18 protein-coding genes, 1 tRNA gene and 1 other RNA gene are annotated in these 20,365 nt (G+C 41.0%); 14 read left to right on the plus strand and 6 right to left on the minus strand.

The annotated features are described in order from the left end of the window. Positions 1-203 precede the first annotated feature (203 nt). From folP to L1267_RS19295, 6 genes are all read left to right on the plus strand, one after another. Entirely contained in the window at positions 204-1,052 is an 849-nt protein-coding gene (gene folP, locus L1267_RS19270) for a dihydropteroate synthase (protein WP_135924081.1), read from the plus strand. Then, positions 1,045-2,400 carry a phosphoglucosamine mutase gene (gene glmM / locus L1267_RS19275; RefSeq protein ID WP_135924082.1) on the plus strand — a complete coding sequence of 452 codons (1,356 nt, stop codon included), beginning with the start codon at positions 1,045-1,047 and terminating at the stop codon, positions 2,398-2,400. The genes folP and glmM overlap by 8 nt, the downstream gene beginning before the upstream one ends. Before the next feature lie 69 nt (positions 2,401-2,469). Beyond that, positions 2,470-3,219: a triose-phosphate isomerase gene (gene tpiA, locus L1267_RS19280; protein WP_135924083.1), complete on the plus strand. Its 750-nt coding sequence runs from the start codon at positions 2,470-2,472 to the stop codon at positions 3,217-3,219. 1 nt (position 3,220) lies between these two features. Beyond that, positions 3,221-3,568, plus strand: a complete 348-nt coding sequence (gene secG, locus L1267_RS19285; RefSeq protein ID WP_135924084.1) for a preprotein translocase subunit SecG — start codon at positions 3,221-3,223, stop codon at positions 3,566-3,568. Between the two features lie 77 nt (positions 3,569-3,645). After that, positions 3,646-3,730 (plus strand) — tRNA-Leu (locus tag L1267_RS19290). Between the two features lie 196 nt (positions 3,731-3,926). Further along, entirely contained in the window at positions 3,927-4,871 is a 945-nt protein-coding gene (locus L1267_RS19295; protein WP_135924085.1) for a general glycosylation pathway protein, read from the plus strand. A gap of 22 nt (positions 4,872-4,893) precedes the next feature. On the opposite strand, the gene L1267_RS19300 is transcribed toward L1267_RS19295, so the two are convergent. Next, complete coding sequence (locus tag L1267_RS19300) at positions 4,894-5,046, minus strand: hypothetical protein (RefSeq protein ID WP_171040387.1); 153 nt, start codon at positions 5,044-5,046, stop codon at positions 4,894-4,896. Further along, the gene (locus tag L1267_RS19305) at positions 5,046-5,888 is read right to left on the minus strand and encodes a VOC family protein (protein ID WP_235383843.1); all 843 of its coding nucleotides are present in this window, start codon (positions 5,886-5,888) and stop codon (positions 5,046-5,048) included. Before L1267_RS19305 ends, L1267_RS19300 begins: the two co-directional genes overlap by 1 nt. Before the next feature lie 388 nt (positions 5,889-6,276). Here L1267_RS19305 and L1267_RS19310 point away from each other — a divergent pair, with 388 nt between their 5' ends. Then, positions 6,277-8,499, plus strand: coding sequence for a TonB-dependent receptor (locus L1267_RS19310; protein ID WP_442960569.1), 2,223 nt, complete (start codon positions 6,277-6,279; stop codon positions 8,497-8,499). A 40-nt stretch (positions 8,500-8,539) separates the two neighbouring features. On the opposite strand, the gene L1267_RS19315 is transcribed toward L1267_RS19310, so the two are convergent. Further along, positions 8,540-8,908, minus strand: coding sequence for a hypothetical protein (locus L1267_RS19315; protein ID WP_138556968.1), 369 nt, complete (start codon positions 8,906-8,908; stop codon positions 8,540-8,542). Positions 8,909-8,952: 44 nt separating this feature from the next. Here L1267_RS19315 and L1267_RS19320 point away from each other — a divergent pair, with 44 nt between their 5' ends. Both L1267_RS19320 and ggt read left to right on the plus strand, forming a co-directional pair. Next, complete coding sequence (locus L1267_RS19320; RefSeq protein WP_135926257.1) at positions 8,953-9,519, plus strand: GNAT family N-acetyltransferase; 567 nt, start codon at positions 8,953-8,955, stop codon at positions 9,517-9,519. 64 nt (positions 9,520-9,583) lie between these two features. Further along, positions 9,584-11,242 (plus strand): gamma-glutamyltransferase, encoded by a 1,659-nt coding sequence (gene ggt, locus L1267_RS19325; protein WP_235383844.1) that lies wholly within the window; start codon positions 9,584-9,586, stop codon positions 11,240-11,242. A gap of 61 nt (positions 11,243-11,303) precedes the next feature. On the opposite strand, the gene L1267_RS19330 is transcribed toward ggt, so the two are convergent. Continuing rightward, positions 11,304-12,506 (minus strand): aromatic amino acid transport family protein, encoded by a 1,203-nt coding sequence (locus L1267_RS19330; RefSeq protein ID WP_235383845.1) that lies wholly within the window; start codon positions 12,504-12,506, stop codon positions 11,304-11,306. Positions 12,507-12,911: 405 nt separating this feature from the next. On the opposite strand from L1267_RS19330, the gene L1267_RS19335 reads away from it, so the two are divergent. Continuing rightward, positions 12,912-13,817 carry a DMT family transporter gene (locus tag L1267_RS19335; RefSeq protein WP_235383846.1) on the plus strand — a complete coding sequence of 302 codons (906 nt, stop codon included), beginning with the start codon at positions 12,912-12,914 and terminating at the stop codon, positions 13,815-13,817. Between the two features lie 24 nt (positions 13,818-13,841). Here the strand turns inward: L1267_RS19335 and L1267_RS19340 are convergent, their stop codons facing one another. Next, the gene (locus tag L1267_RS19340; RefSeq protein WP_138557000.1) at positions 13,842-14,720 is read right to left on the minus strand and encodes a flagellar protein MotY; all 879 of its coding nucleotides are present in this window, start codon (positions 14,718-14,720) and stop codon (positions 13,842-13,844) included. A 216-nt stretch (positions 14,721-14,936) separates the two neighbouring features. On the opposite strand from L1267_RS19340, the gene rnt reads away from it, so the two are divergent. Next, complete coding sequence (gene rnt / locus L1267_RS19345) at positions 14,937-15,617, plus strand: ribonuclease T (RefSeq protein WP_135924092.1); 681 nt, start codon at positions 14,937-14,939, stop codon at positions 15,615-15,617. Here rnt and L1267_RS19350 read toward each other — a convergent pair. After that, positions 15,601-17,226: a FapA family protein gene (locus L1267_RS19350; RefSeq protein ID WP_235383847.1), complete on the minus strand. Its 1,626-nt coding sequence runs from the start codon at positions 17,224-17,226 to the stop codon at positions 15,601-15,603. The genes rnt and L1267_RS19350 overlap by 17 nt on opposite strands. Before the next feature lie 277 nt (positions 17,227-17,503). Here L1267_RS19350 and ssrA point away from each other — a divergent pair. The 3 genes from ssrA (at position 17,504) to L1267_RS19365 (ending at position 20,311) form a co-directional block, all read left to right on the plus strand. Then, positions 17,504-17,861, plus strand: a transfer-messenger RNA (tmRNA) gene (gene ssrA, locus L1267_RS19355). Between the two features lie 217 nt (positions 17,862-18,078). Beyond that, complete coding sequence (locus L1267_RS19360) at positions 18,079-19,293, plus strand: integrase domain-containing protein (RefSeq protein WP_235383848.1); 1,215 nt, start codon at positions 18,079-18,081, stop codon at positions 19,291-19,293. Then, the gene (locus L1267_RS19365; RefSeq protein WP_235383849.1) at positions 19,283-20,311 is read left to right on the plus strand and encodes a hypothetical protein; all 1,029 of its coding nucleotides are present in this window, start codon (positions 19,283-19,285) and stop codon (positions 20,309-20,311) included. The genes L1267_RS19360 and L1267_RS19365 overlap by 11 nt, the downstream gene beginning before the upstream one ends. Positions 20,312-20,365 lie beyond the last annotated feature (54 nt).

Consider the following 20,365-nt stretch of genomic DNA (forward strand, 5'->3'; position numbering starts at 1 on the left):
GATAAAAAATCTACGGCTCCGAAAGTAGAATCGGCACCCGAAGAGACAAAAAGCGAAGATTCAGTAAAAAAGGATGAAACAAACCTTGATGACAAAGCTGAATAATCGCTAAAATAGAAAAAGCAAAAGCCCCGCATGCCGGGGCTTTTTTGTAGCAGAAAACAATACTGTATTTTTTGCCATGGAAGCAGTAAAGGTGATCGATGACCGCTATTAAATTACCCCGAGGTCGCACTTTACACCTCGACGACCCTATTGTAATGGGGATTTTAAACGTAACCCCCGACTCTTTCTCAGATGGCGGCAATTACTGTCAGCTCGACAGCGCTGTCAAACAAGCGCAAGCTCTTCTAAATCAAGGCGCAAAAATTATTGATATTGGAGGTGAATCCACTCGCCCAGGCGCACCTGATGTGTCTTTAGATGAAGAGCTAAAACGCGTAATCCCATTGGTTAAAGCACTTAGGCAAAGTAGCGATTGCATTATTTCTATAGATACCAGTAAAAGCGAAGTGATGCGTCAAGCGATTATTGCCGGTGCTGATATCATAAATGATGTAAGAGCGTTGCAAGAACCTGGGGCTATAGATGTACTTGCTGAGTACCCAGATGTGGCTATTTGTTTAATGCACATGCAAGGGCAGCCACGAACTATGCAAAGTAATCCGGTATATACTGATTTATTTGCAGACATAAATCGTTTTTTTGCCGAGCGTATTGCAGCATGCGAGCAAGCGGGTATTCAGAAACATCGAATTATACTGGATCCAGGTTTTGGATTTGGTAAAACACTGGCTCATAACTATCAAATCCTTGATAGGTTTGATGAGTTTAATCAATTTAATCTACCAGTGTTAGCAGGCTTATCACGCAAATCAATGATAGGTAACTTATTAAAAAGAGACACGAGTGAGCGTTTAGCAGGTAGCTTAGCGGGAGCATTAATTGCGGCCCAAAATGGCGCTAAAATTATTCGTGTACATGATGTATTAGAAACAGTCGATGTGCTTAGCGTATGGCAAGCATGTAAGAAAGGAATTACAAATGAGTAAAACAAGAAAATATTTTGGCACGGATGGCGTTCGTGGCATGGTTGGGGAGTTTCCAATCACCCCTGAATTTGCTTTAAAACTAGGCTGGGCTGCTGGTCGTGTACTATCAAAAATTGGCACCAAGAAAGTTATAATTGGTAAAGATACTCGTATCTCAGGTTATATGCTGGAAACATCGCTTGAAGCAGGTTTAATTGCGGCGGGTATTGATGTTGTTCTTTTGGGCCCTATGCCGACACCTGCTGTTGCTTATTTAACCCAAACATTCCGTGCTGAAGCAGGCATTGTAATTAGTGCATCGCATAATCCATATCATGATAACGGTATTAAATTCTTTTCAAGCAGAGGCTTAAAGCTACCTGATGAAGTTGAGCTTGAAATAGAAGCTATGATGGATGAGCCTATGACCTGTGTTGCCTCAGACAAACTAGGTAAAGCTCGCCGTTTAGAAACAGCGGATGGTCGATATATTGAGTTTTGTAAAAGCCAATTTCCACAAGGCCTGTCATTAGAAGGGTTAAAAATTGTGCTTGATTGTGCCAATGGCGCTACATACCACATTGCTCCTTCGGTAATGCGTGAGCTAGGCGCAGAGGTTATTTGTCATGCTTGCGAGCCAAATGGGGTAAATATCAACTTAGAGTGTGGTGCAACCCATGTTGAAACTCTTAAACGCAAAGTATTAGAACATAATGCTGATGTGGGTATTGCTTATGACGGTGATGGTGACCGCGTAATGATGGTTGATCACAATGGCAGAGTTTTTGATGGTGATGATATTGTTTACATCATTGCATGCCAAGCTGCTAATGACGATATTCTAGGTGGTGGTGTTGTTGGCACCGTTATGTCAAATATGGGCCTAGAGAATGCCCTAAAAGCGCGCGGCATTGGTTTTGCTCGTAGTAAAGTGGGCGATCGCTACGTGATGGAGCTTTTACAAGAAAAAGGCTGGAAAATTGGTGGTGAGAGTTCAGGACATGTATTGAATTTAGACCTGATCAGTACGGGTGATGGTATTATCTCGAGCTTACAAGTACTCGCAGCTATGGTCGCGCAAAATAAAACATTACAAGATCTAGGCGCTGGCTTTACAAAATACCCAATGAAAATGATCAACGTACGTTACCCTCAGGGCACAGATCCAACACAAGCTCAGGCTGTTATCGATATGGTTGCTGAAGTTGAAGCGCAACTAGGAGATACAGGACGAGTGTTACTACGAAAATCAGGGACTGAACCTGTTGTTCGCGTGATGGTTGAAGCTGAGCAAGAGAAAATTGTCCTTGATAGTGCTCAAAAAATTGCCGCAGTTGTTGAATCTGTGAGCAAACAAACCGTGGTATAACAATAACCTCTTGTAACTTAGGGCAAGTCGAGTTAGTATCTTGCCCGCTTTCTAATGTGGAGTGGAAATATGGCAGCACGTAAGCCGATGGTAGCAGGTAACTGGAAAATGAACGGCTCATTAGAGCTTGTTGAACAGCTATCTAGCGCTATTAAAGATGTTCAATCGGATGAACTTGATATTGTGGTTTTTCCACCATTCCCATTAATTAACGCTGTAACTCAGCAAGATGTTGTGGTTGGTTCACAAACTGTTTCTGAGAACCAAGCAGGTGCATTTACCGGTGAAGTAGATGCGCAACTGGTTAAAGACTTAGGCGCGACATACACACTTGTTGGACACTCTGAACGTCGTAGTATTTATGGCGAATCAGATGAGGTTGTGGCAGATAAATTTGCTCGTGCGCAAGATGTTGGTTTAACACCGGTACTATGTGTTGGTGAAAGTGAACAGCAACGTGAAGCAAATGAAACCGAATTAGTAGTTGCAGCACAAATTGATGCTGTAATTAACAAATTAGGTGTAGCAGCACTGAAGAATTCTGTGGTAGCATACGAGCCCGTTTGGGCCATTGGCACAGGTAAGACTGCCTCACCTGAGCAAGCGCAAGCTGTTCATAAGTTTATCCGTGAGAAAATTGCTTCTTTAGATGATGACTTAGCGCAGCAATTAACCATCTTATATGGTGGTAGCGTGAATGAAAAAAATAGCGAATTATTATTTGCACAACCAGATATTGACGGTGGCCTAATTGGTGGCGCAAGTCTAAAAGCAGACTCATTTACTGCAATCTGCGAAAGTGCAAAAGGGACCGTATAAGATGTACGAAATTTTATTAGTAGTTTATTTAATTGTTGCTTTAGCTCTAGTTGGTATGGTTTTAATCCAACAAGGTAAAGGCGCAGATATGGGTTCATCATTTGGTGCAGGTGCTTCTGCAACCGTGTTTGGCTCATCTGGTGCTGGTAACTTCATGACTAAAACAACCACAATCTTAGCAACAATTTTCTTTGTGCTAAGTATTGTTCTAGGCAACCTAACAGCTGGTCAAATTAAAAAGACTGATGAGTGGGAAAACCTAGAAGCTGCGCCAGCTGTTGAAACTGTTACTCCTGCACAAAACGATGTGCCGGTAACAGAGGAAAAGAGCTCTGACGTACCAAATTAATTGGCTTAGGCTAATACCTGTTAAGCTGTTTTCATTCCTCAAGTAAACAAAAAGCTTAACAACATACAGAATTGTATGCGGATGTGGTGGAATTGGTAGACACGCCATCTTGAGGGGGTGGTGGCTTCGGCCGTGGGGGTTCAAGTCCCCCCATCCGCACCAAAATTAAAAAGCCGTAACACAGTGTGTTACGGCTTTTTTCGTTTTAGTGCTTTATACAACACACGATGCACTTTTTTAGTGCCATTATTCTAATTTTATATCGTCATTTTTTATATCAAGCTGATTATTATCGCTTTTTAAACTTGGAGCACACCTTGCTTACTTAGTTGTATCTATTCTCTTAAGGATAAAAAAGATGGCGAGAATGAGTTATCTCAGTGCAATTGAGCGATATGAAGAACAACAATTGCTGATACACAATTTACTACTGTCTATTTTAGCGAGTGTGCAAGCTTCAATTACCAACGAACAAGACTATCAGCAACTTGTAAAACAGTATCCGTTCTTAGAGTTACAGTATTGCTTAAATGAGCAAGGTATTCAGCTAGGTGATAATGTCTGCTTTAAACGTCAGTACAAGAAGCATTTGGCGCATAAAGGAGCAGGGCAGGATTTAAGCGCTAGGCCTTATTTTTTATTAGTGTCGAGCGCTCCTGAGGCACATTTCACCTCTCCTTATATCTCGACAGCAACTAGGCATTTATGTATTTCTGCAATTAAACCGGTCGAAAAGAAACAAGGGGGCCATTATTTTCTTGTGATAGATGTCTGCTTAACTGAGCTGGTTGAATTTATTATGGGTGATACTAAACGTGCAAGCATGACCGCTTACTTTAAAGCTGGCTACGGCTTAATTGTTGGTTGTTTGTTTTGTTTAGTCTTTTATTTACTCTATCAAGTATTCATCGGTATGCTAGAACTGTTAATGAGTGAGCAGCCTCATTCTGATCCATTAAAACCTTTTACAATCATCATTTTCGTTACTCTTGCTTTAGCAATTTTTGATTTAGGAAAAACAATTCTCGAGGAAGAAATTTTGATGCATAAAGATATCTTCCGCCATAGCTCGACTCGCCGCACTATCACGCGTTTTATTTCAACTATTCTGATTGCAGTATCGATTGAGGCATTATTAACTATGTTCAAGGCTGCGCTTGGTCAAACTGAGTATGTTATTCCTGCTGTGCTGATGATGTTTGCTGTGGCGGGGCTGTTATTGGCTTTAGCTATTTATGTTTATTTAGGTGCAAAAGCTGAAGACGTGCTTTCGCACGTCCAGCGTTTAAAGATAAAACATTAATTAAGGGCGCAGACTTTTATTTTTAAAGCGTCCCGCCAATGCCAATACTTGGGTTTACATAGACAGGCCCAACTTTAAAAGGGGCATTAATATCAAGGCTAGCATAAGGTGTGCATGCATTTAGTAGCACTAAGGTGGCTGCTAGCGCGGCTATTTTTAGAATGCGTTTTTTCATTACATTTGCTCCTGAATTACAATACCTGCGCCTGCAGGATCACGAATAATGGCTACACTGCCATTTCGCACTTGTTGAGTCGGCGCCATAAGAACTACACCACCTGCGGCTTTTACTTTTAGGAGTGTGTCGGAAATATTGGCAACTTTAATGTAGTTAACCCAGGTATTGCCAATGTTAGTGTCAGGCTTTTTAACAAAACCAATAGCCGGTTTATTATCGGCTGTTAGATATTTATAGTTATTCTCTCCCAGTGATTTAGTCTGGACAGAATAATTGCCAAGCGATTGATAAAAAGACTGACTTTGCTCAGGGTTGTCAGTCCAGACTTCTTGCCATATCCAACGATTATCACTGTATGTAGCAGCTGGGTCACCATTAACTGTGTTGATCAAAGAAAATACCGCGCCTTGCGGATCTTCTAATACTGCTATGCTGCCTCGTCCTTTAATTTCTGTACTAGCAATTAAAACTTTACCGCCAGCGGTGACTGTTTTTTCGCTTATTGCAGCGATATTGTCAGTACTTAACATGCTCAGCCAATGACTGGCATTTTGCTTATTATCAAGCTCAGCCATACCTGCAATTAATTGACCGTCTGAGGTAGCGAGTAAATAGCTGTCGTTAACCTGCTTAAACTGCCAACCAAACACATCGCCATAGAAGGCTTTAGATTGTGCTAAATCAGGGGTAATAAGATCGTGCCAAACTACATGACCAATATGCTTGGTACCTGTATCGCTAATAGCAGGTAGTTCGCTAGAGGTGAGTTGACAGCCTGTAAGTGAAATCGCAGTGGCTGCGGCTAAAATGGCAACACGCAAAGGGGTAGGTAATTTCAAAGTTTGCTCCTTGCAAAATGGGGTCAACTAAAAGCATAGACTATTTATTGTTTGTTATTCAATCAAAAGTAAGAGGAGTTAATGAAGATTTAATTGCTTTTAGCTAAGCGCTACAGGTTTACTTTCTAAAAATTTTAACCTTGTCTGTTTGCATGCAAATTAATGGTGAGATCAAGGAAGGAGTTGTTTTGGGTAAAATTATGCTATTTGTAATACATATTAAGGAGGATGTTATTTAAAATTAATAAAAAATAAAATAATTATACATGTTTTCACAAAACTGACATATAATGCCCTTCCAGAGGAAAGATGCTTATAGCTAAGCGTCTTTTTTTATGCCTGAAATTTATGGGCGAAAATACACACACGGTATCCTTTGGAGTTTTAATTGAAATTACGTCATCTCTCACAGTTAACTGTGGCCATTGTTGCTGCATTATCTACTTCAGCGTTTGCTGAGCAAGAAAAAACCTCTGCTAAACAAGATGCTTTCGAGAAAATCGAAGTAACAGCGCGTAAGCGTACAGAAAGCATTTTTGAGTCGCCAACAGCGGTGACATCAATCGGTGAAAACCTGATTGATAAAGCAAACATGAGCAACCTAGAAGACATTGGTAAATACGTACCTAACCTAAACATCACCCGTTATGGTGTAGGAAATGCGGCCCATGCATCCGTGTTTATTCGTGGTATTGGTTTACAAGACCACGTGATCACAACCGATCCGGGCGTGGGTGTTTACCTAGACGGTGTTTACCTTGGTCGCCAAATGGGCTCAAACTTATCATTACCAAATGTTGAGCGTGTAGAGGTGTTACGTGGTCCACAAGGTACTTTGTACGGTCGTAACACATTAGGTGGCGCAGTAAATATTATTACTAAGCAACCTGGTGACGAAGGCATTGTAACGACATCGGCAAAAGTAGGTAGCCGTGGTCGTTTAGCCGGTGACGTTTACTTTAATAACAGCCTTACCGACACTGTAAGCATGTCTGCAAGCGTGTCTTATAAGCAACGCGATGGTGTAGGTGAAGCGATTAACCTTGCTAACCCAGAAAAAGAAATCGGTGAAGAGCAAGAGTTAAGCGGTCGTATGGCGCTTAAATGGCAAGCAAGCAGCGACTTATCTTTTGTGTTCTCAATTGATGGTGTTGATAACGAATCAGGCCAATCACCATACACAATTGAATTAACAGCGCCACTGGATCCGAATGACCCATTCAATGGTGATTTCCCATTACTAACAGAAGATATGTTACCAAGCGATCCTGATGATTTAGCATCAACGGTAGCTGGTATTGAGTCGACAGCTTACTCAGGCTGGGGCACGTCTTTAACCGCTGATTGGGACATCAATAATACCTACACAGCTAAGTTCATCACCAGCTACCGTAGCTCAGAGTATGAAGGTGGTCTTGATGATGACGCTGTAGCTCTTAACTTATCTGAATTCCCTGAAGAAGGTGGCGCAGATCAATATTCATTCGAAATCCAATTAAACGGTAGCTTTGATAACATGGACTTTGTGTCTGGTTTGTACTTCTTTAATGAAGATGGCTTCACAAGTTCTGGTCCGTTCGTATTTAGCCCATTCAACACACCAGATGGCCTTTTAAATGATGGTACTACCGCGTCGTTTGGTGATTACGGTTACTTTGATATCAACCAAGAGACTAACTCATACGCGGCTTATATCAATGCAAGCTATGACCTAAGCGACGATTTAACGGTGGGCGGTGGTCTACGTTATTCGAAAGATAAAAAAGAAGCCGATGCCTTATTCCCAACGTTTGCGACACGTAAATACGTAAGTGCTGATTTTGATGCAGTAACATGGGATTTAAATGCGTCGTACCAGCTTAGCAATAACATGAACGTGTATGGCCAAATCCAAAAAGGTTATCAAACAGGTGGTTTCCCACCGCGTCCATTTGGTGGTCCTGATCAATTTGTTTCTTTCGATGAAACCAAAGCTATTAACTACGAACTAGGCCTTAAAGGTCAGGTACATGAAGATGTATCTATGATGCTTGCTGTGTTTGTTACTGACTACACAGACCTTGCATTACCATTCTCAGATCCAACTGCAGGTGGCGGTTTCGTTACTATCGTAGAAAATGCGGGTGAATCTAAAGCACAAGGTATCGAGCTTGAGACAACAATTGCATTTACTGATGACTTTACGCTACGTAGTGCTATTGGTTACCTAGATTCAGAAATCACAGAAGTAGATGACGGTGTATTAGGTATTGGTAAAGGTGATTCACCAGCACTAACACCACGTTGGACTGTGATGGTCGCACCTTCTTATTTCATTGATTTAAGTAACGGTGGCACAGTGGCAGTAAACGCAAACTACTCTTACCGTAGCTATATGCAAGGTCAATCAGTTTTCAACCAAAGTGAACACATTGATTCACGTGAATTAGTTGGCTTTAACATCTCTTACTTAAACCCGAACGGTGACTTTGAAGTGACTCTTTACGGTGAGAACGTGTTAAACGAAGTTTATGATGTAGGTCGCTTACAACAATCTGGCTTTGTTGGCGTGATGCGCAGCAACGACCGCAGCGAATTTGGCTTAAAATTCAAAAAAGAATTTGAGCTTTAATTACTAACAAAAAAGGGCAAGTAAATACTTGCCCTTTTTATTAATTATTTTTTTCTTGTTCGCGCTTTTCGCGCGCTTCTCTTAATTCTTCAGCCAGTTCTTTTGCTTTTTGCTTGGTTTTTTCGGTAAGTTCACCTGCTGCTTCTTTGCTTTCAATCCATGCGTCTAAGGCAATCTCTTTACCGTCGTCATACATGTTTAAGCCCATTTTTTTACTCTCTTCGAGTAATTCTTGCAGCGAGTCATCATTAAACTCATTGGTGGCGTCTTTTACGTCGCCCCAAGCGTCATTAAGAGCTTGCTTTACTTCTTCTTTTGCTTCGCTAGCATCTTTCTTTGCTTGCTCGGCATCGTCACATCCTGTTAAGGCTATACAGCCTAATAAAACTAAGCTTGCTAATTTTTTCATAATTTTCTCTAATGGTTATCCAACTCCACAAGCAGTATAAACAAATAAAAATGAACATAGCTAGAACAACACGTTTAAGTTTTCGATTAATGGATGGCAATGATGCCGAGCTTTTATATGAGCTCGATAACGACCCAGAGGTAATGAAATATCTAACTCGTGGCAAAATATCCAGTATGCAGACCATCAAAGAGGTATTCATTCCACGCTTGGATGCATATCGTAATGAGCAAAAAGGGTGGGGGCTTTGGCAGGTAAATATCATCGAGAGCAATACATTTATCGGCTGGGTATTAGTACGGCCTATGGGCTTTTTTGAACAGCCCGATTACAGTGATTTAGAAATTGGTTGGCGCTTTAAACAAATGAGCTGGGGTAAAGGTTATGCGTCTGAGGCTGCATTAGCTGTTGCTCATGCGGTATGTCAGGATCCAACAGTTAAATCGCTCTCAGCGACAGCACTGAAGGATAACATCGGCTCTATTAAAGTGATGGAAAAGCTGGGGCTTAAATTTATTAAAAACTATAACCATACAGATGAGCACGGCCAATTACCTGCGGTGCTCTACTCTTGTCCAAAAGAGCAATTAACACCATTTGAACACAACTGATTGACCCAACCTGCTTTAACATGCGTAAATGGGTGAAAGTTTCATCAATAAAAAAGGAAGTTCTATGACTCATATAGTTAAGTATGCAGCGCGATTATGTTTCGTAGCCGTATTATTTTGTCATCAGTCACTACTTGCTAAGCAAGCAGCTGTGGCTATGCCTGATAGTTACAGCAGCGACACCGCTCGTGCCATTTTAGAGCAGGGTGGTAATGCAGTTGATGCAGCAATTGCTGCACAGTTCGTGCTAGCAGTTACTTTACCTGAAGCCGGTAATATTGGCGGTGGCGGTTTTATGCTGATCCAAAAAGATGGCAAGGGTGATTTTATTGATTACCGTGAGACGGCTCCAGCTGCTGCACACAGAGATATGTATCTTGATGAAAAAGGAAATGTCATCGATAACATGTCGGTATACGGTATTCACGCAAGTGGTGTACCGGGCAGTGTTGCAGGTATGTGGCTTGCGCATCAAAAGCATGGCAGTTTAGAGTGGAAGACTCTGCTAGAGCCTGCAGTTAATTTAGCAGAGCAAGGTTTTGTGGTTCATCCAAAATTAGCCGCTAGTATTGAGCGTTACATTGCGCGAATGGCTAAGAAGTCGGTTAACATTAACTTTTCAGATTACTTTGCTGATGCCAAAGCAAACAAGGTTTTCAAGCAGCCTGAACTTGCCGCCACATTAAAGCGTATTCGTGACCAAGGTAAAGCAGGCTTTTACGAAGGTGAGACTGCGAAAATCATTGCGACGTTTATGAAGCAACATGGTGGCATTATCACTGAGCAAGACTTAAAAGCATATGAAGCTAAATCGCGTACACCAATTAAGGGTAACTGGCGTGGTTACGAAGTGCTCACATCTCCACCGCCAAGTTCAGGTGGTATTGCTATTTTACAGTGGCTAAAAATGTACGACCTTGCAAAGCCAAAAGGAACTCTTGAGCACAATTCAACAACCTATGTCCATATTTTGGCTGAAGTAGGTAAACGCGTATTCGCCGACAGAGCTGAATATTTAGGCGACCCAGATTTTTATGAAGTGCCAAAAACTGCATTGCTTGCAGATGATTATCTCGCCAAGCGAGCAAGTACAATTCGTCCAGATGCCATTTCAACTACCGAGAACATCAAACCTGGTTTACACGAAAGTGAACAAACAACGCACTTTTCTATTCTAGATAAGTGGGGCAATGCGGTAGCGAATACCACCACGATAAACTTGAGCTTTGGTAGTGGCGTTGTTGTTTCTGGTGCAGGGTTCATTTTGAATGATGAAATGGATGACTTTAGTGCCAAGCCAGGTGTGATGAATGTATTTGGTGCAATTGGTGGTAAAGCTAACGAAATTCAACCACATAAACGTATGCTAAGCTCAATGACACCGACCATTCTACTTCAAGATAACAAAGTTAAAATGGTAACTGGTTCGCCGGGCGGTACCACGATTATTAGCTCTGTGTATGAGTCTATTTTAAATGCCATTGAATTTGATATGACCGCCGAACAGGTTGTAGATAGTCCTCGTTTTCATCACCAATTATGGCCTAAAAATGTGATTAGATACCACACAGGTCTTGAACCAAAGGTTGTTAAAGCCCTTGAGAAAATGGGTTATACACTTGATGAGCGCCATTTTGGTGATTTACATGTGATCATTAATAAAGACGGTAAATTAGATGCAGCCTCTGAAGCATCTGGCCGCGGTAAGGCGATGGTGTTTTAATTTCACCTTAAACCAGACACAAAAAAGCACCCTCGGGTGCTTTTTTGATTTGATTAGTTGTTTAACCAATCGCTGGAATAAGCCCCGCCATTTGTAAACCTTGAGCACTAATAATAAGCACACCAAACAGGGCGGCCAGTGCTAAACCAATATTACCGCCTTTAACTTGGTAACCCGCATCTGGTTTGCTGCTTCGTTGCTTATAGACCATAGCAACCGGTAAAAACACCGCTAAAATAACCAGCGCAATGGCGGCGTAGCCAAGCGCCATAATAAACCCTTGCGGGTAGAATAGCGCAAAACCAAGCGGTGGAATAAAGGTGATCAAGGCTGTTTTGATATGATCTTTACTGCCATCACCTTTTTTAAATGCATCAGCAAAAAAGTCGAATAAGCCTAAACTCACCCCTAAGAAAGACGTGGCTAACGCTAAATCAGCAAAAATGTTTACTGCTGTGGCAACATGCGGGCTGTGAGCAATGCTAGCGACACTGCTTACAAATCCCGGTAACCCTTGGCTTTGTAGTAAATCGCTTTGACTCATCATGCCTTGGCTAAGTAACTGCCAAAAAATGTAAATCACTAAAGGCAGGGCTGCACCAGCCACCATCACTTTACGAAGTGTTTTGATATCTAAACCCACGTATTTCACAATCGACGGAATAGAGCCATGAAAACCAAATGAGGTAAATACCACTGGAATTGCAGATAAAATCAGACCTTGTTCAATCGGCATTTCAAGTAAGTGTTGACCGTGAACATAAGGTGTCAGCATATAAAATAAGCTCGCTAGTACGCATACTTTAATAGTGAAAAGCACGCGGTTAAGTTTATCAACTTTACTAGTGCCGAGCGTAACCACCGTACCTATTACCACAGCCAGAATGACTGAACCAACTTGCGGTGCTAAAGAAAGCGATAATCCAGAGTTAAGCTTTTCTTGTAATTGCGCACCGCCACCTGCGATATACGCAGCGCATAATGCGTAAAACAAAAACATCACTGAAAAGTTAGCCACCCATTGTCCACGTTTACCTAACCATGACTTAGCTAAGGTATTGAGGGTTGCGTCTCTGTCGGCATATTGATGTAGCTCTAGCATCAATAATGCTGTGTAGGTCATTAAAATCCATGTAAGTAAGATAAGTGATAACGCTGTTGTGAAACCAAGCCCTGCTGAGGCGATAGGCAATGCCAGCATCCCTGCACCTATGGTGGTGCCAGCAACAATTAACATGCTACCTATTGTTTTATTTTTAAGCACTTTTTGCCCCTTAAACTTCGTGAGAGGCAAGCAAGATATAACTTGTTTAACAAAACTTAAATAGTTTTGTTATAAATCAAAGAAATTAAATGTAACTTATGATTTACATGTGCAAACAGACCGTTGAAAACGCCTAGAAACTTTATGGAAAATTGTCTGAGTTTTAGTGTTGACAAAATCACCATTTGGGTGGATTCTTAAGCTTCTTCAACTTACTTTTTAAATACCATGATGCAGCTAAACCAACGACCAACAAACAATTGTATGCGCCTGACCTCATCAGTCGTATGGTCTGTTATGTGCTGCGGTTAATTAAGTAAGTTTTACTAACCGCGTCCTAAGCGGTTGGTTATTTCTCTTTTAAATTCTCTTCCGCTTTTTTCGCCTTTTTAAAGGAATAAGCTTGTGCCTGTTAAAGCCTCATATTTTTTAATGGTGGTGATTTGGTCAACAACACCACTGGGTATTGTTTGGAGTAGTGAAACGGTAGCGCCGACCCTAGCCGTGTTTTTACGCATGCTGGTGGGACTGGTGTTGGCTGCCTTTGTCGTTGCTGTGGCTAATATCCGAGTGCCTTGGCATCGCCGCGCTTTGTTCCTCTATGGCTATTCGAGCATTGGTATTTTTGGTGGCATGTTATTAAGCTACATGGCCGCTAAAACGGTGCCTTCAGGGTTAATCTCATTGATGTTTGGTTTAGCGCCAATTTTGTCGGGCTTACTTGCGCAAAAGATCTTGAACGAACCTAAGTTCAGTGCGGTTAAGCTTGCGGCACTTGGTTGCGCCTTAATTGGCTTATTTTTGGTGAGTCAGCGCCATATTCAAGGTGGGGTAGAGCAGCTTAGTGGTCTGCTATATGTATTTATGGCAGTGTGCTTTTTTAGTTTAAGTGGCGTGATGATCAAACGGGTAAGAATTGCTATTCACCCAATGGCCACCACATTTGGTGCTTTGGTATTTGTAACGCCTCTGTTTTTTATTACTTGGTTGCTGGTAGATGGCCAACTAAATAGTCAGTTGTGGAGCGCAAAATCACTGTACTCAATTGTTTACTTAGGCGTGTTTGGTTCATTAATTGGTGCACTGGCTTATTTTCATGTATTGCAAAAATTGAACGCGAGTACAGTAGCATTAACAACCTTGATCACACCTAGCTTTGCAATTGCCATAGGCGGCTTATTAAACGATGAACCAATTGATCAAGAGCTGGTAATTGGTGCAACGGTTATTATGATAAGCCTAGCGTTCTTCCAGTTTGGCGATAAATGGATAAAACGTTTTAAAGGTATCAAGCCATTAGAAATGGGTTAAAGCGAGTAGCCGCAATAGCGGCTACTACATTTTAGCAATTTGAATCACTAAACGGCGGTTTGTGTTCCGGCCAAGAATGTTGTCGTTACTGGCAACATGGCGTTTTTCACCATATCCTTCAGTATCAATTTTATTTTCATCAATACCTAAGCTAACTATATAGTCTTTAATCGCTTTTGCGCGCTTTTTAGATAATTCGAGGTTATTCCAGCGGCCGCCGTAACTATCGGTGTAAGACGAGATTGATATAGAGGCAATACTCGTATCGTACTTTAAGTATTCAGCTATTTTCTCCAAGCGCTTTTGCGATGTCTTAGTTAAGTTGCTGCTGTTTGGTTCGTAATTCATTACAGTGAACGAAATATCTTCGAAACTGTAGGGCAACATGGCATCGCGACATTGTAAAAATGCCCAGTAGGCTTGCTTGAAGTTAACACTTGATAAGCCAACGGCAATTTTATCGGCACTGTTTTGCCAGTCTTGGTAATAAAATGTCGGTTGGTAACCTTTTTCAAGTTCTGTGAGCATCTCCCACGCAGTTTTATTACCCAGTTCGCCGTCAAACTTTCGTAATAGCTTCATATTAGCTAAATCACGGGCTGGGATGCCTGCACGCCAGTGTGGTGGCACTGCTTTTAAGCCAGCAATGCTGTAGTTATCTGGCCTAACAACCATATCAAGATTAAAGTTAACGTCTTTATTTTTACTGGCCGTGGTGCTAAAAATAGCCTCACCATAGTAAGGAACTTCATGATTTAATTGGCATTCTAAGCGAGATGTTTTAACCATATTCCAGTTAGAAGTATCTGCTGTTGCAGTGTACTCACGCATAGCTGCGCTTGTATGTGTGGCAGCAAGTAGCGACATAAGGCTTAAACTTAAAGGGAGTAATGAAAACTTCATCACGGTAAATCTCCAACAAATCATCAATGCCAATTAATTGGCAAGTTTGTGTGCTAAATAGTTAAAACTGCATAGCACAGCGCTAGCTGATTAGTTTAAAGCAAATAATGTGCCTAAAAACTTGTTAAGAATATACGATTTCAGTGTATTACCCCTAGCAGAGCAGCCGTGGTTTTTGACATAATAGCCAGCTTACACTGGCAAACCAAGAAGACTATGGAAAATACTGAACAAACTCTTTTCGCAAAACGCTTTCGTGGCTTTTTTCCTGTTGTGATTGATGTTGAAACTGCAGGCTTTAATAAAGACACCGATGCGCTATTAGAAATTGCCGCATCTGTATTAAAAATGGATGAACACGGTGTGTTAAGTATTGATCACACAGTTCATTTTCATGTTGAGCCATTTGAAGGCGCGAATATCGAGCAAGCGGCTATTGAGTTTAATGGTATTGATCCGTTTTCAGCTTTACGTGGTGCTGTACCAGAAGAAGAAGCGATTAAAGAGATCTGTAAAGTTGTGCGCAAGGCACAAAAAGCAGCAGGTTGTCAGCGTTCAGTGGTTGTAGCACATAACGCAGCGTTTGATCATGGCTTTCTAAATGCAGCGATTGAGCGTTGTAAAATTAAGCGTACACCATTTCATCCATTTGTTAGCTTTGATACCACTTCACTTGCAGGGCTTGCGTTAGGGCAAACCGTTTTAGCCAAAGCATGTAGAGCTGCTGGCATTGAGTTTGATAACAAACAAGCTCACTCAGCGCTTTATGATACCGAACGCACCGCCGAGCTATTTTGTTTGATCGTTAATCGCTGGCAGCAACTTGGTGGTTGGCCGCTACCAGAAACCGAAGTAACTGAAGAAGAACAAGACTCAGCCGCTAAAACGACTGAGTAATTTTTCCTTCAACATAGCGCAGCATATTAGGAGGGTAGATACGTGAAAACTGTTTACTCTCTTGCGCAATCTTAAGCTCCACCCCTGGGTGCATCAACTCATTTACTTTAAGCCTGCTTGTTGCTAGTAATCGTGAAATTTTTAGTTTGACCAAATGCTTTTTCTTTTTCGTACTGGCCGTTTTTAACTTAATTTGCTGCTCACTGGCGGTGATCTTATTAATGTAATGCGCACGCTGGGCTGGGTCTGGTATTTTACTGGCCTTTTTTCGTGCTTGCTGTAGAGCTGCGGCTTTTGTCGCTAATAACTTTTCAAAGTCATTAATTTGCTGCTGTTTTTGGCGTAAATCATGCCAGTACTGCGCTATAAAAACACGAGTTTTGGTGCCTGATGGCGCACCAAGCTCGCCTGTTTCAATTCGCATAGCATCTAAAATATTGCCACCAATAATTTTACCGCGAGGATTGTTCGCTTTGCCTACACGAATAAGTCGTCTAGCACTTAAATCACAGTGCAATGCTTGGCGCTCTATAAACAGATCTTGCTGTGTTTTAATGTGGCAATATTGAGCATAACCAACAGAAATAGTGCGCTCGGCGGTAATATTGCAAGTAAAGGAATCTGCATTATCACGTTTACGACCAATCGCACCTAGCATAATTGTCACTTCGCTCTTGCTTTCAATAGTCGCAGATTCGACAAAACCTAATACTGTAATATCGCCCGTTGCTTTAACGAACATACCATCTTTAATATCACCACTGATAATAACACTGCCATCAAACTCAACATGACCTGTACTTACATCAACATGATGAAAACACAATACATCATCAACACGCATACCACGGGGTAGGGCAACAGGCACCCCTTTAGCATCCGCGATCAGCATATTGCTATTAGCTGGGTCAATTCGTGTGCCTTCGAATGGTTCAAGAGGGAGATCTTTTCCGGGTTTAGCGGGTAAAACATCACCAAATACAGTAAAGCCATCTTCTCCACCGGTTGCAGGAACTCGCTGCATTAACGGCGTCCCAGGCTTAACTGTGATAATGGCACCTAAGTTGCGCATATCCACTTTACCGCCAGTGGTTTCTTGTGGGCTTAATACGCGGTCTTGTGCTGTTGAGCATAAACGCACGAATTTAGCATCAGTGCCTTCTTTGGGCATTCTGCCATGTGCAATAATAGCGGAGTAATGGGCGCCGGGGGGCTGTTTAAATTGTTGCCCTAAAAATGTATCAAGCGCTCGGATACTAATACCTTTTACAACACCGGCTTCAGCCAGCATTGCTTTAGCACAGTCCATGCTGATAATTTTTCCACCGCGGGCAGTTGTTATACTTGCTTCAACCACCATGTTTTTTTCATCAATGCTAATTTTTAACTGTGCATCTACAGCTTTAGCAACAATCAAAGACTGAGTTTGGTAATGGCTACTTGGCGTGAATAGCTTGCCGATATTGGCATCTACTAACTCAAAATTAGCATAAGGCGATTGTTCAATCGCTTCTATCAATTGTGCACTATTGATAGGAAAACCTGCATCTCGTGGGTGTTCTTGCAAAGAGACATCACCACTTTGCTTATCGAAGGTAAACATCGACATTTAGTAAGTCCTGTAAAATACGGCTTGTTATTATAGTTATGTGTTGCTACAGGATTTTTATAGTAGAGGTAACAACAACCCCCATTTCAGCACAACTTTTGTACTATGTTAAGATAATGTATGCATTAAATGTAAAAATATGTATAAAAACTGATATTTCCTGTTTGAAATTTCAGCATTCAAAGGGACTTAGCAAAAATAACCTCATTAATGCCTTGAGTAAAAACGACTTACTCAGTTATACTGCTTGCACACTCTGAATGAGATACCAAATTCAGGGGCTGATTAGGATTCGACGGAATTCAAGACGCCCGAGGTGCATGTCGAGGTGCGGTTGGCCTCGTAAAAAAGCCGCAATTTAAAGTAATCGCAAACGACGATAACTACGCTCTAGCGGCATAATAGCCCGCTAGCACTTCTCCGGTGTATGTCTGTGGACCCGGTTCTGAAGTGTCACCCTACACAGACTCGCTGCGGAAACCCTGGCCGGGGTTGAAGGGCTAAAACTAAGCGGCCTCGCCTTTGCAGATCGTGTTCGTCCGAGCTGTAAAGGTTAACTAAAAGACGATACTAAGCATGTAGTACCAAAGGTCGAGGCTTTTCGGACGGGGGTTCAAATCCCCCCAGCTCCACCAAATGATAGTTCGGTAACATCCGAGCAAATACAGGAAACCCGCTAGTCACATAGGCTTGCGGGTTTTTTATTGCTTATTACATCCTAGGGGGTTTCATTATATCCAGCCTTTTTAGTACTATTCTTAGTACCACATGCACCTATCGTAGGAAAAGTCTGGTACTAAACAGCTAAAGGCCTGAATATTTAAGGTTAGAGGTTTAGTGCTATTAAATATTATGGCTAGAATAGTAAAACCTTTAAATGATACACAAATTAAACAAGCTAAACCTAGAGAGAAAGAATACGCTTTATCAGATGGGAGTGGACTTCAATTACTAATAAAACCAAGTGGTACTAAAACATGGATTTTTAAGTACTATAAACCATATACAAAAAAAAGAACCAATCTCTCGTTTGGGAAGTATCCTCACATTACCCTTGCTGCAGCTCGTAAGAAAAGAGAAGAAGCCAGAGCTTTATTAGCTGATGAAATTGACCCTAAAGAATTTAGAGAACAGCAATACCTTCAAGAATCACTCGTTCGGAAAAATACGCTTAGACTGGTTGCAGGAAATTGGTTCAAATTAAAAAGAACGAAAGTCACTGAGGCTTATGCTTCTGATGTATGGAATTCACTTGAAAGGCATATTTTACCAACTTTAGGTGATGTTCCGCTGAGTAGTCTAACTCCAAATCTAGTAATTCAAGTTATCGATCCTATTGCTAATAAGGGGTCACTCGAAACTGTTAAAAGACTATGTCAAAGATTAAATGAAATAATGATTTTCGCATTAAACACAGGTGTTGTTAATCATAATCCCTTAGCAGGAATTAGAGACGCATTTCTTAAACCTGTAAAGACCCCAATGCTAACAATTGAGTCAAATAGGCTACCTGAATTTATGGAAGCCCTCTCAAGGGCTAGTATAAAGTTTACAACTAGATGTTTAATTGAGTGGCAGCTGCACACTATGGTGAGGCCTAACGAAGCTGCAACAGCTGAATGGGGAGAAATTGATTTTGAAAATCAATTGTGGGTTATACCTGCAGAAAAAATGAAAATGAAACGAAGTCACAAGATACCTTTAACACCATCGACATTGAGATTATTAGAATTATTGAAGCCTGTAAGTGGTCATAGGCAATATATATTCCCTGCAGATAGAAACCCTCGAACTCACATGAATACACAATCCGCTAATGCGGCGATTAAGCGTATGGGATTCAAAGGACAGCTTGTAGCACATGGCTTAAGAGCTTTGGCTAGTACCACATTAAATGAATCTATGAAGTTTGATTCGGATTTGATTGAAGCATGTCTAGCCCATAAGGAAACCAATGAAGTTAGAGCTGCATACAATAGAGCTGAGTATGTTGAGCATAGAAGGGAGCTCATGAGCTGGTGGAGTGATTTTATTAATGAAGCCAAGGTCAAAGCGCATGTTAGATAACAATAATTTAATGACACCAAATCTATTAATTAGTGATGAGAGTTTAACATCAGCTAAATTAGATGATGTATTAAGGACTTTAAAGCTTTCTTTAAAGACATCAGCAAAGAGCTTAGATATTGCTTTCACTGACTTGAATCAGTCATTAGGTTTTCTCCCAGCTGACATTTATAGAAAAATAGATGCCTTATTGAATACTCTTGAAAATAAAGAAGCACCAAATGCCATTGACCTAATTTCTTTAGGTGAGCTCATAGGTGAGTTTAATGCTTTCGCGAGATATTCAAATAAGCTTAGATATCAGAAAAGTATGGAGGCTAAAATCAATAAGGTTGCTAAGTTAAATGCTCTTAAGACAACTTTGTACCTACAAACAGCTCGAGAGCTGCATGGATCTGTAGTAGGTCAAACTAAGTTTTCAGGTTTTGATGATTGGGCTATCTTATCTGCAATAGATTTATTTTTAAGGGCAACACTCGATCAAAGCCAAATTATTTCTGAACACAAAGCCACCTCCAAGCTAGCAAATTATTTAGGTTTGAAGAATGAAAAGGGTAGGAAAAGTAATATCCAAATAGAGCAAAGGCAGTTAGTGCTTTCATTTTTAAAAAAAGATTCAACTGATTTCTGTCTTTTGCTGTACGGTGATCTTTCACAATATGAAATGAGTGAAGTATATGGTTATCCAGTGCCACAAGAAGATAAAAGATTAACGCTGCTTCTAGCGGTGGCAGAAGAGCTCTCTAACAGTAGGATTTTTCACTCATTAAAGAGTAAGTTAACACATAAAATATTGAGTGACTTAATGTTAAGTGCTCTTGCAAAAAAATTTTTGATGAATCAGTTAGACCCAGAAGCAGAGTTAGTTTTTTCAAGTAAACTCCGCTCATACTTCCATGAGTTTGGTATTAGAGATTCAATTGAGAATAAAAATCATAGAGTTATTAAAAGCTTGTCAAGCTTACAAAAAAATGAACTTGCAGAGGTTGTTTTTAATTTATTTAGGAATACGGCATAAGCTCAGACGTTTTTGAAGCTATGGCTCTTAGGTTACAAATTTGAAACAGTATTA

Origin of the sequence: Pseudoalteromonas sp. OFAV1 (assembly GCF_021532595.1) — a bacterium.
Taxonomy (GTDB): domain Bacteria; phylum Pseudomonadota; class Gammaproteobacteria; order Enterobacterales; family Alteromonadaceae; genus Pseudoalteromonas; species Pseudoalteromonas lipolytica_C.

Bases quoted from the DNA above. Each gene is read 5' to 3' on its own strand.
- ggt (WP_235383844.1), top strand. From the start codon at position 9,584: ATGACTCATATAGTTAAGTATGCAGCGCGATTATGTTTCGTAGCCGTA.
- folP (WP_135924081.1), top strand. From the start codon at position 204: ATGACCGCTATTAAATTACCCCGAGGTCGCACTTTACACCTCGACGAC.
- secG (WP_135924084.1), top strand. From the start codon at position 3,221: ATGTACGAAATTTTATTAGTAGTTTATTTAATTGTTGCTTTAGCTCTA.
- L1267_RS19360 (WP_235383848.1), top strand. From the start codon at position 18,079: ATGGCTAGAATAGTAAAACCTTTAAATGATACACAAATTAAACAAGCT.
- glmM (WP_135924082.1), top strand. From the start codon at position 1,045: ATGAGTAAAACAAGAAAATATTTTGGCACGGATGGCGTTCGTGGCATG.
- L1267_RS19315 (WP_138556968.1), bottom strand. From the start codon at position 8,908: ATGAAAAAATTAGCAAGCTTAGTTTTATTAGGCTGTATAGCCTTAACA.
- tpiA (WP_135924083.1), top strand. From the start codon at position 2,470: ATGGCAGCACGTAAGCCGATGGTAGCAGGTAACTGGAAAATGAACGGC.
- L1267_RS19300 (WP_171040387.1), bottom strand. From the start codon at position 5,046: ATGAAAAAACGCATTCTAAAAATAGCCGCGCTAGCAGCCACCTTAGTG.
- rnt (WP_135924092.1), top strand. From the start codon at position 14,937: ATGGAAAATACTGAACAAACTCTTTTCGCAAAACGCTTTCGTGGCTTT.
- L1267_RS19295 (WP_135924085.1), top strand. From the start codon at position 3,927: ATGGCGAGAATGAGTTATCTCAGTGCAATTGAGCGATATGAAGAACAA.
- L1267_RS19340 (WP_138557000.1), bottom strand. From the start codon at position 14,720: ATGAAGTTTTCATTACTCCCTTTAAGTTTAAGCCTTATGTCGCTACTT.
- L1267_RS19365 (WP_235383849.1), top strand. From the start codon at position 19,283: ATGTTAGATAACAATAATTTAATGACACCAAATCTATTAATTAGTGAT.
- L1267_RS19350 (WP_235383847.1), bottom strand. From the start codon at position 17,226: ATGTCGATGTTTACCTTCGATAAGCAAAGTGGTGATGTCTCTTTGCAA.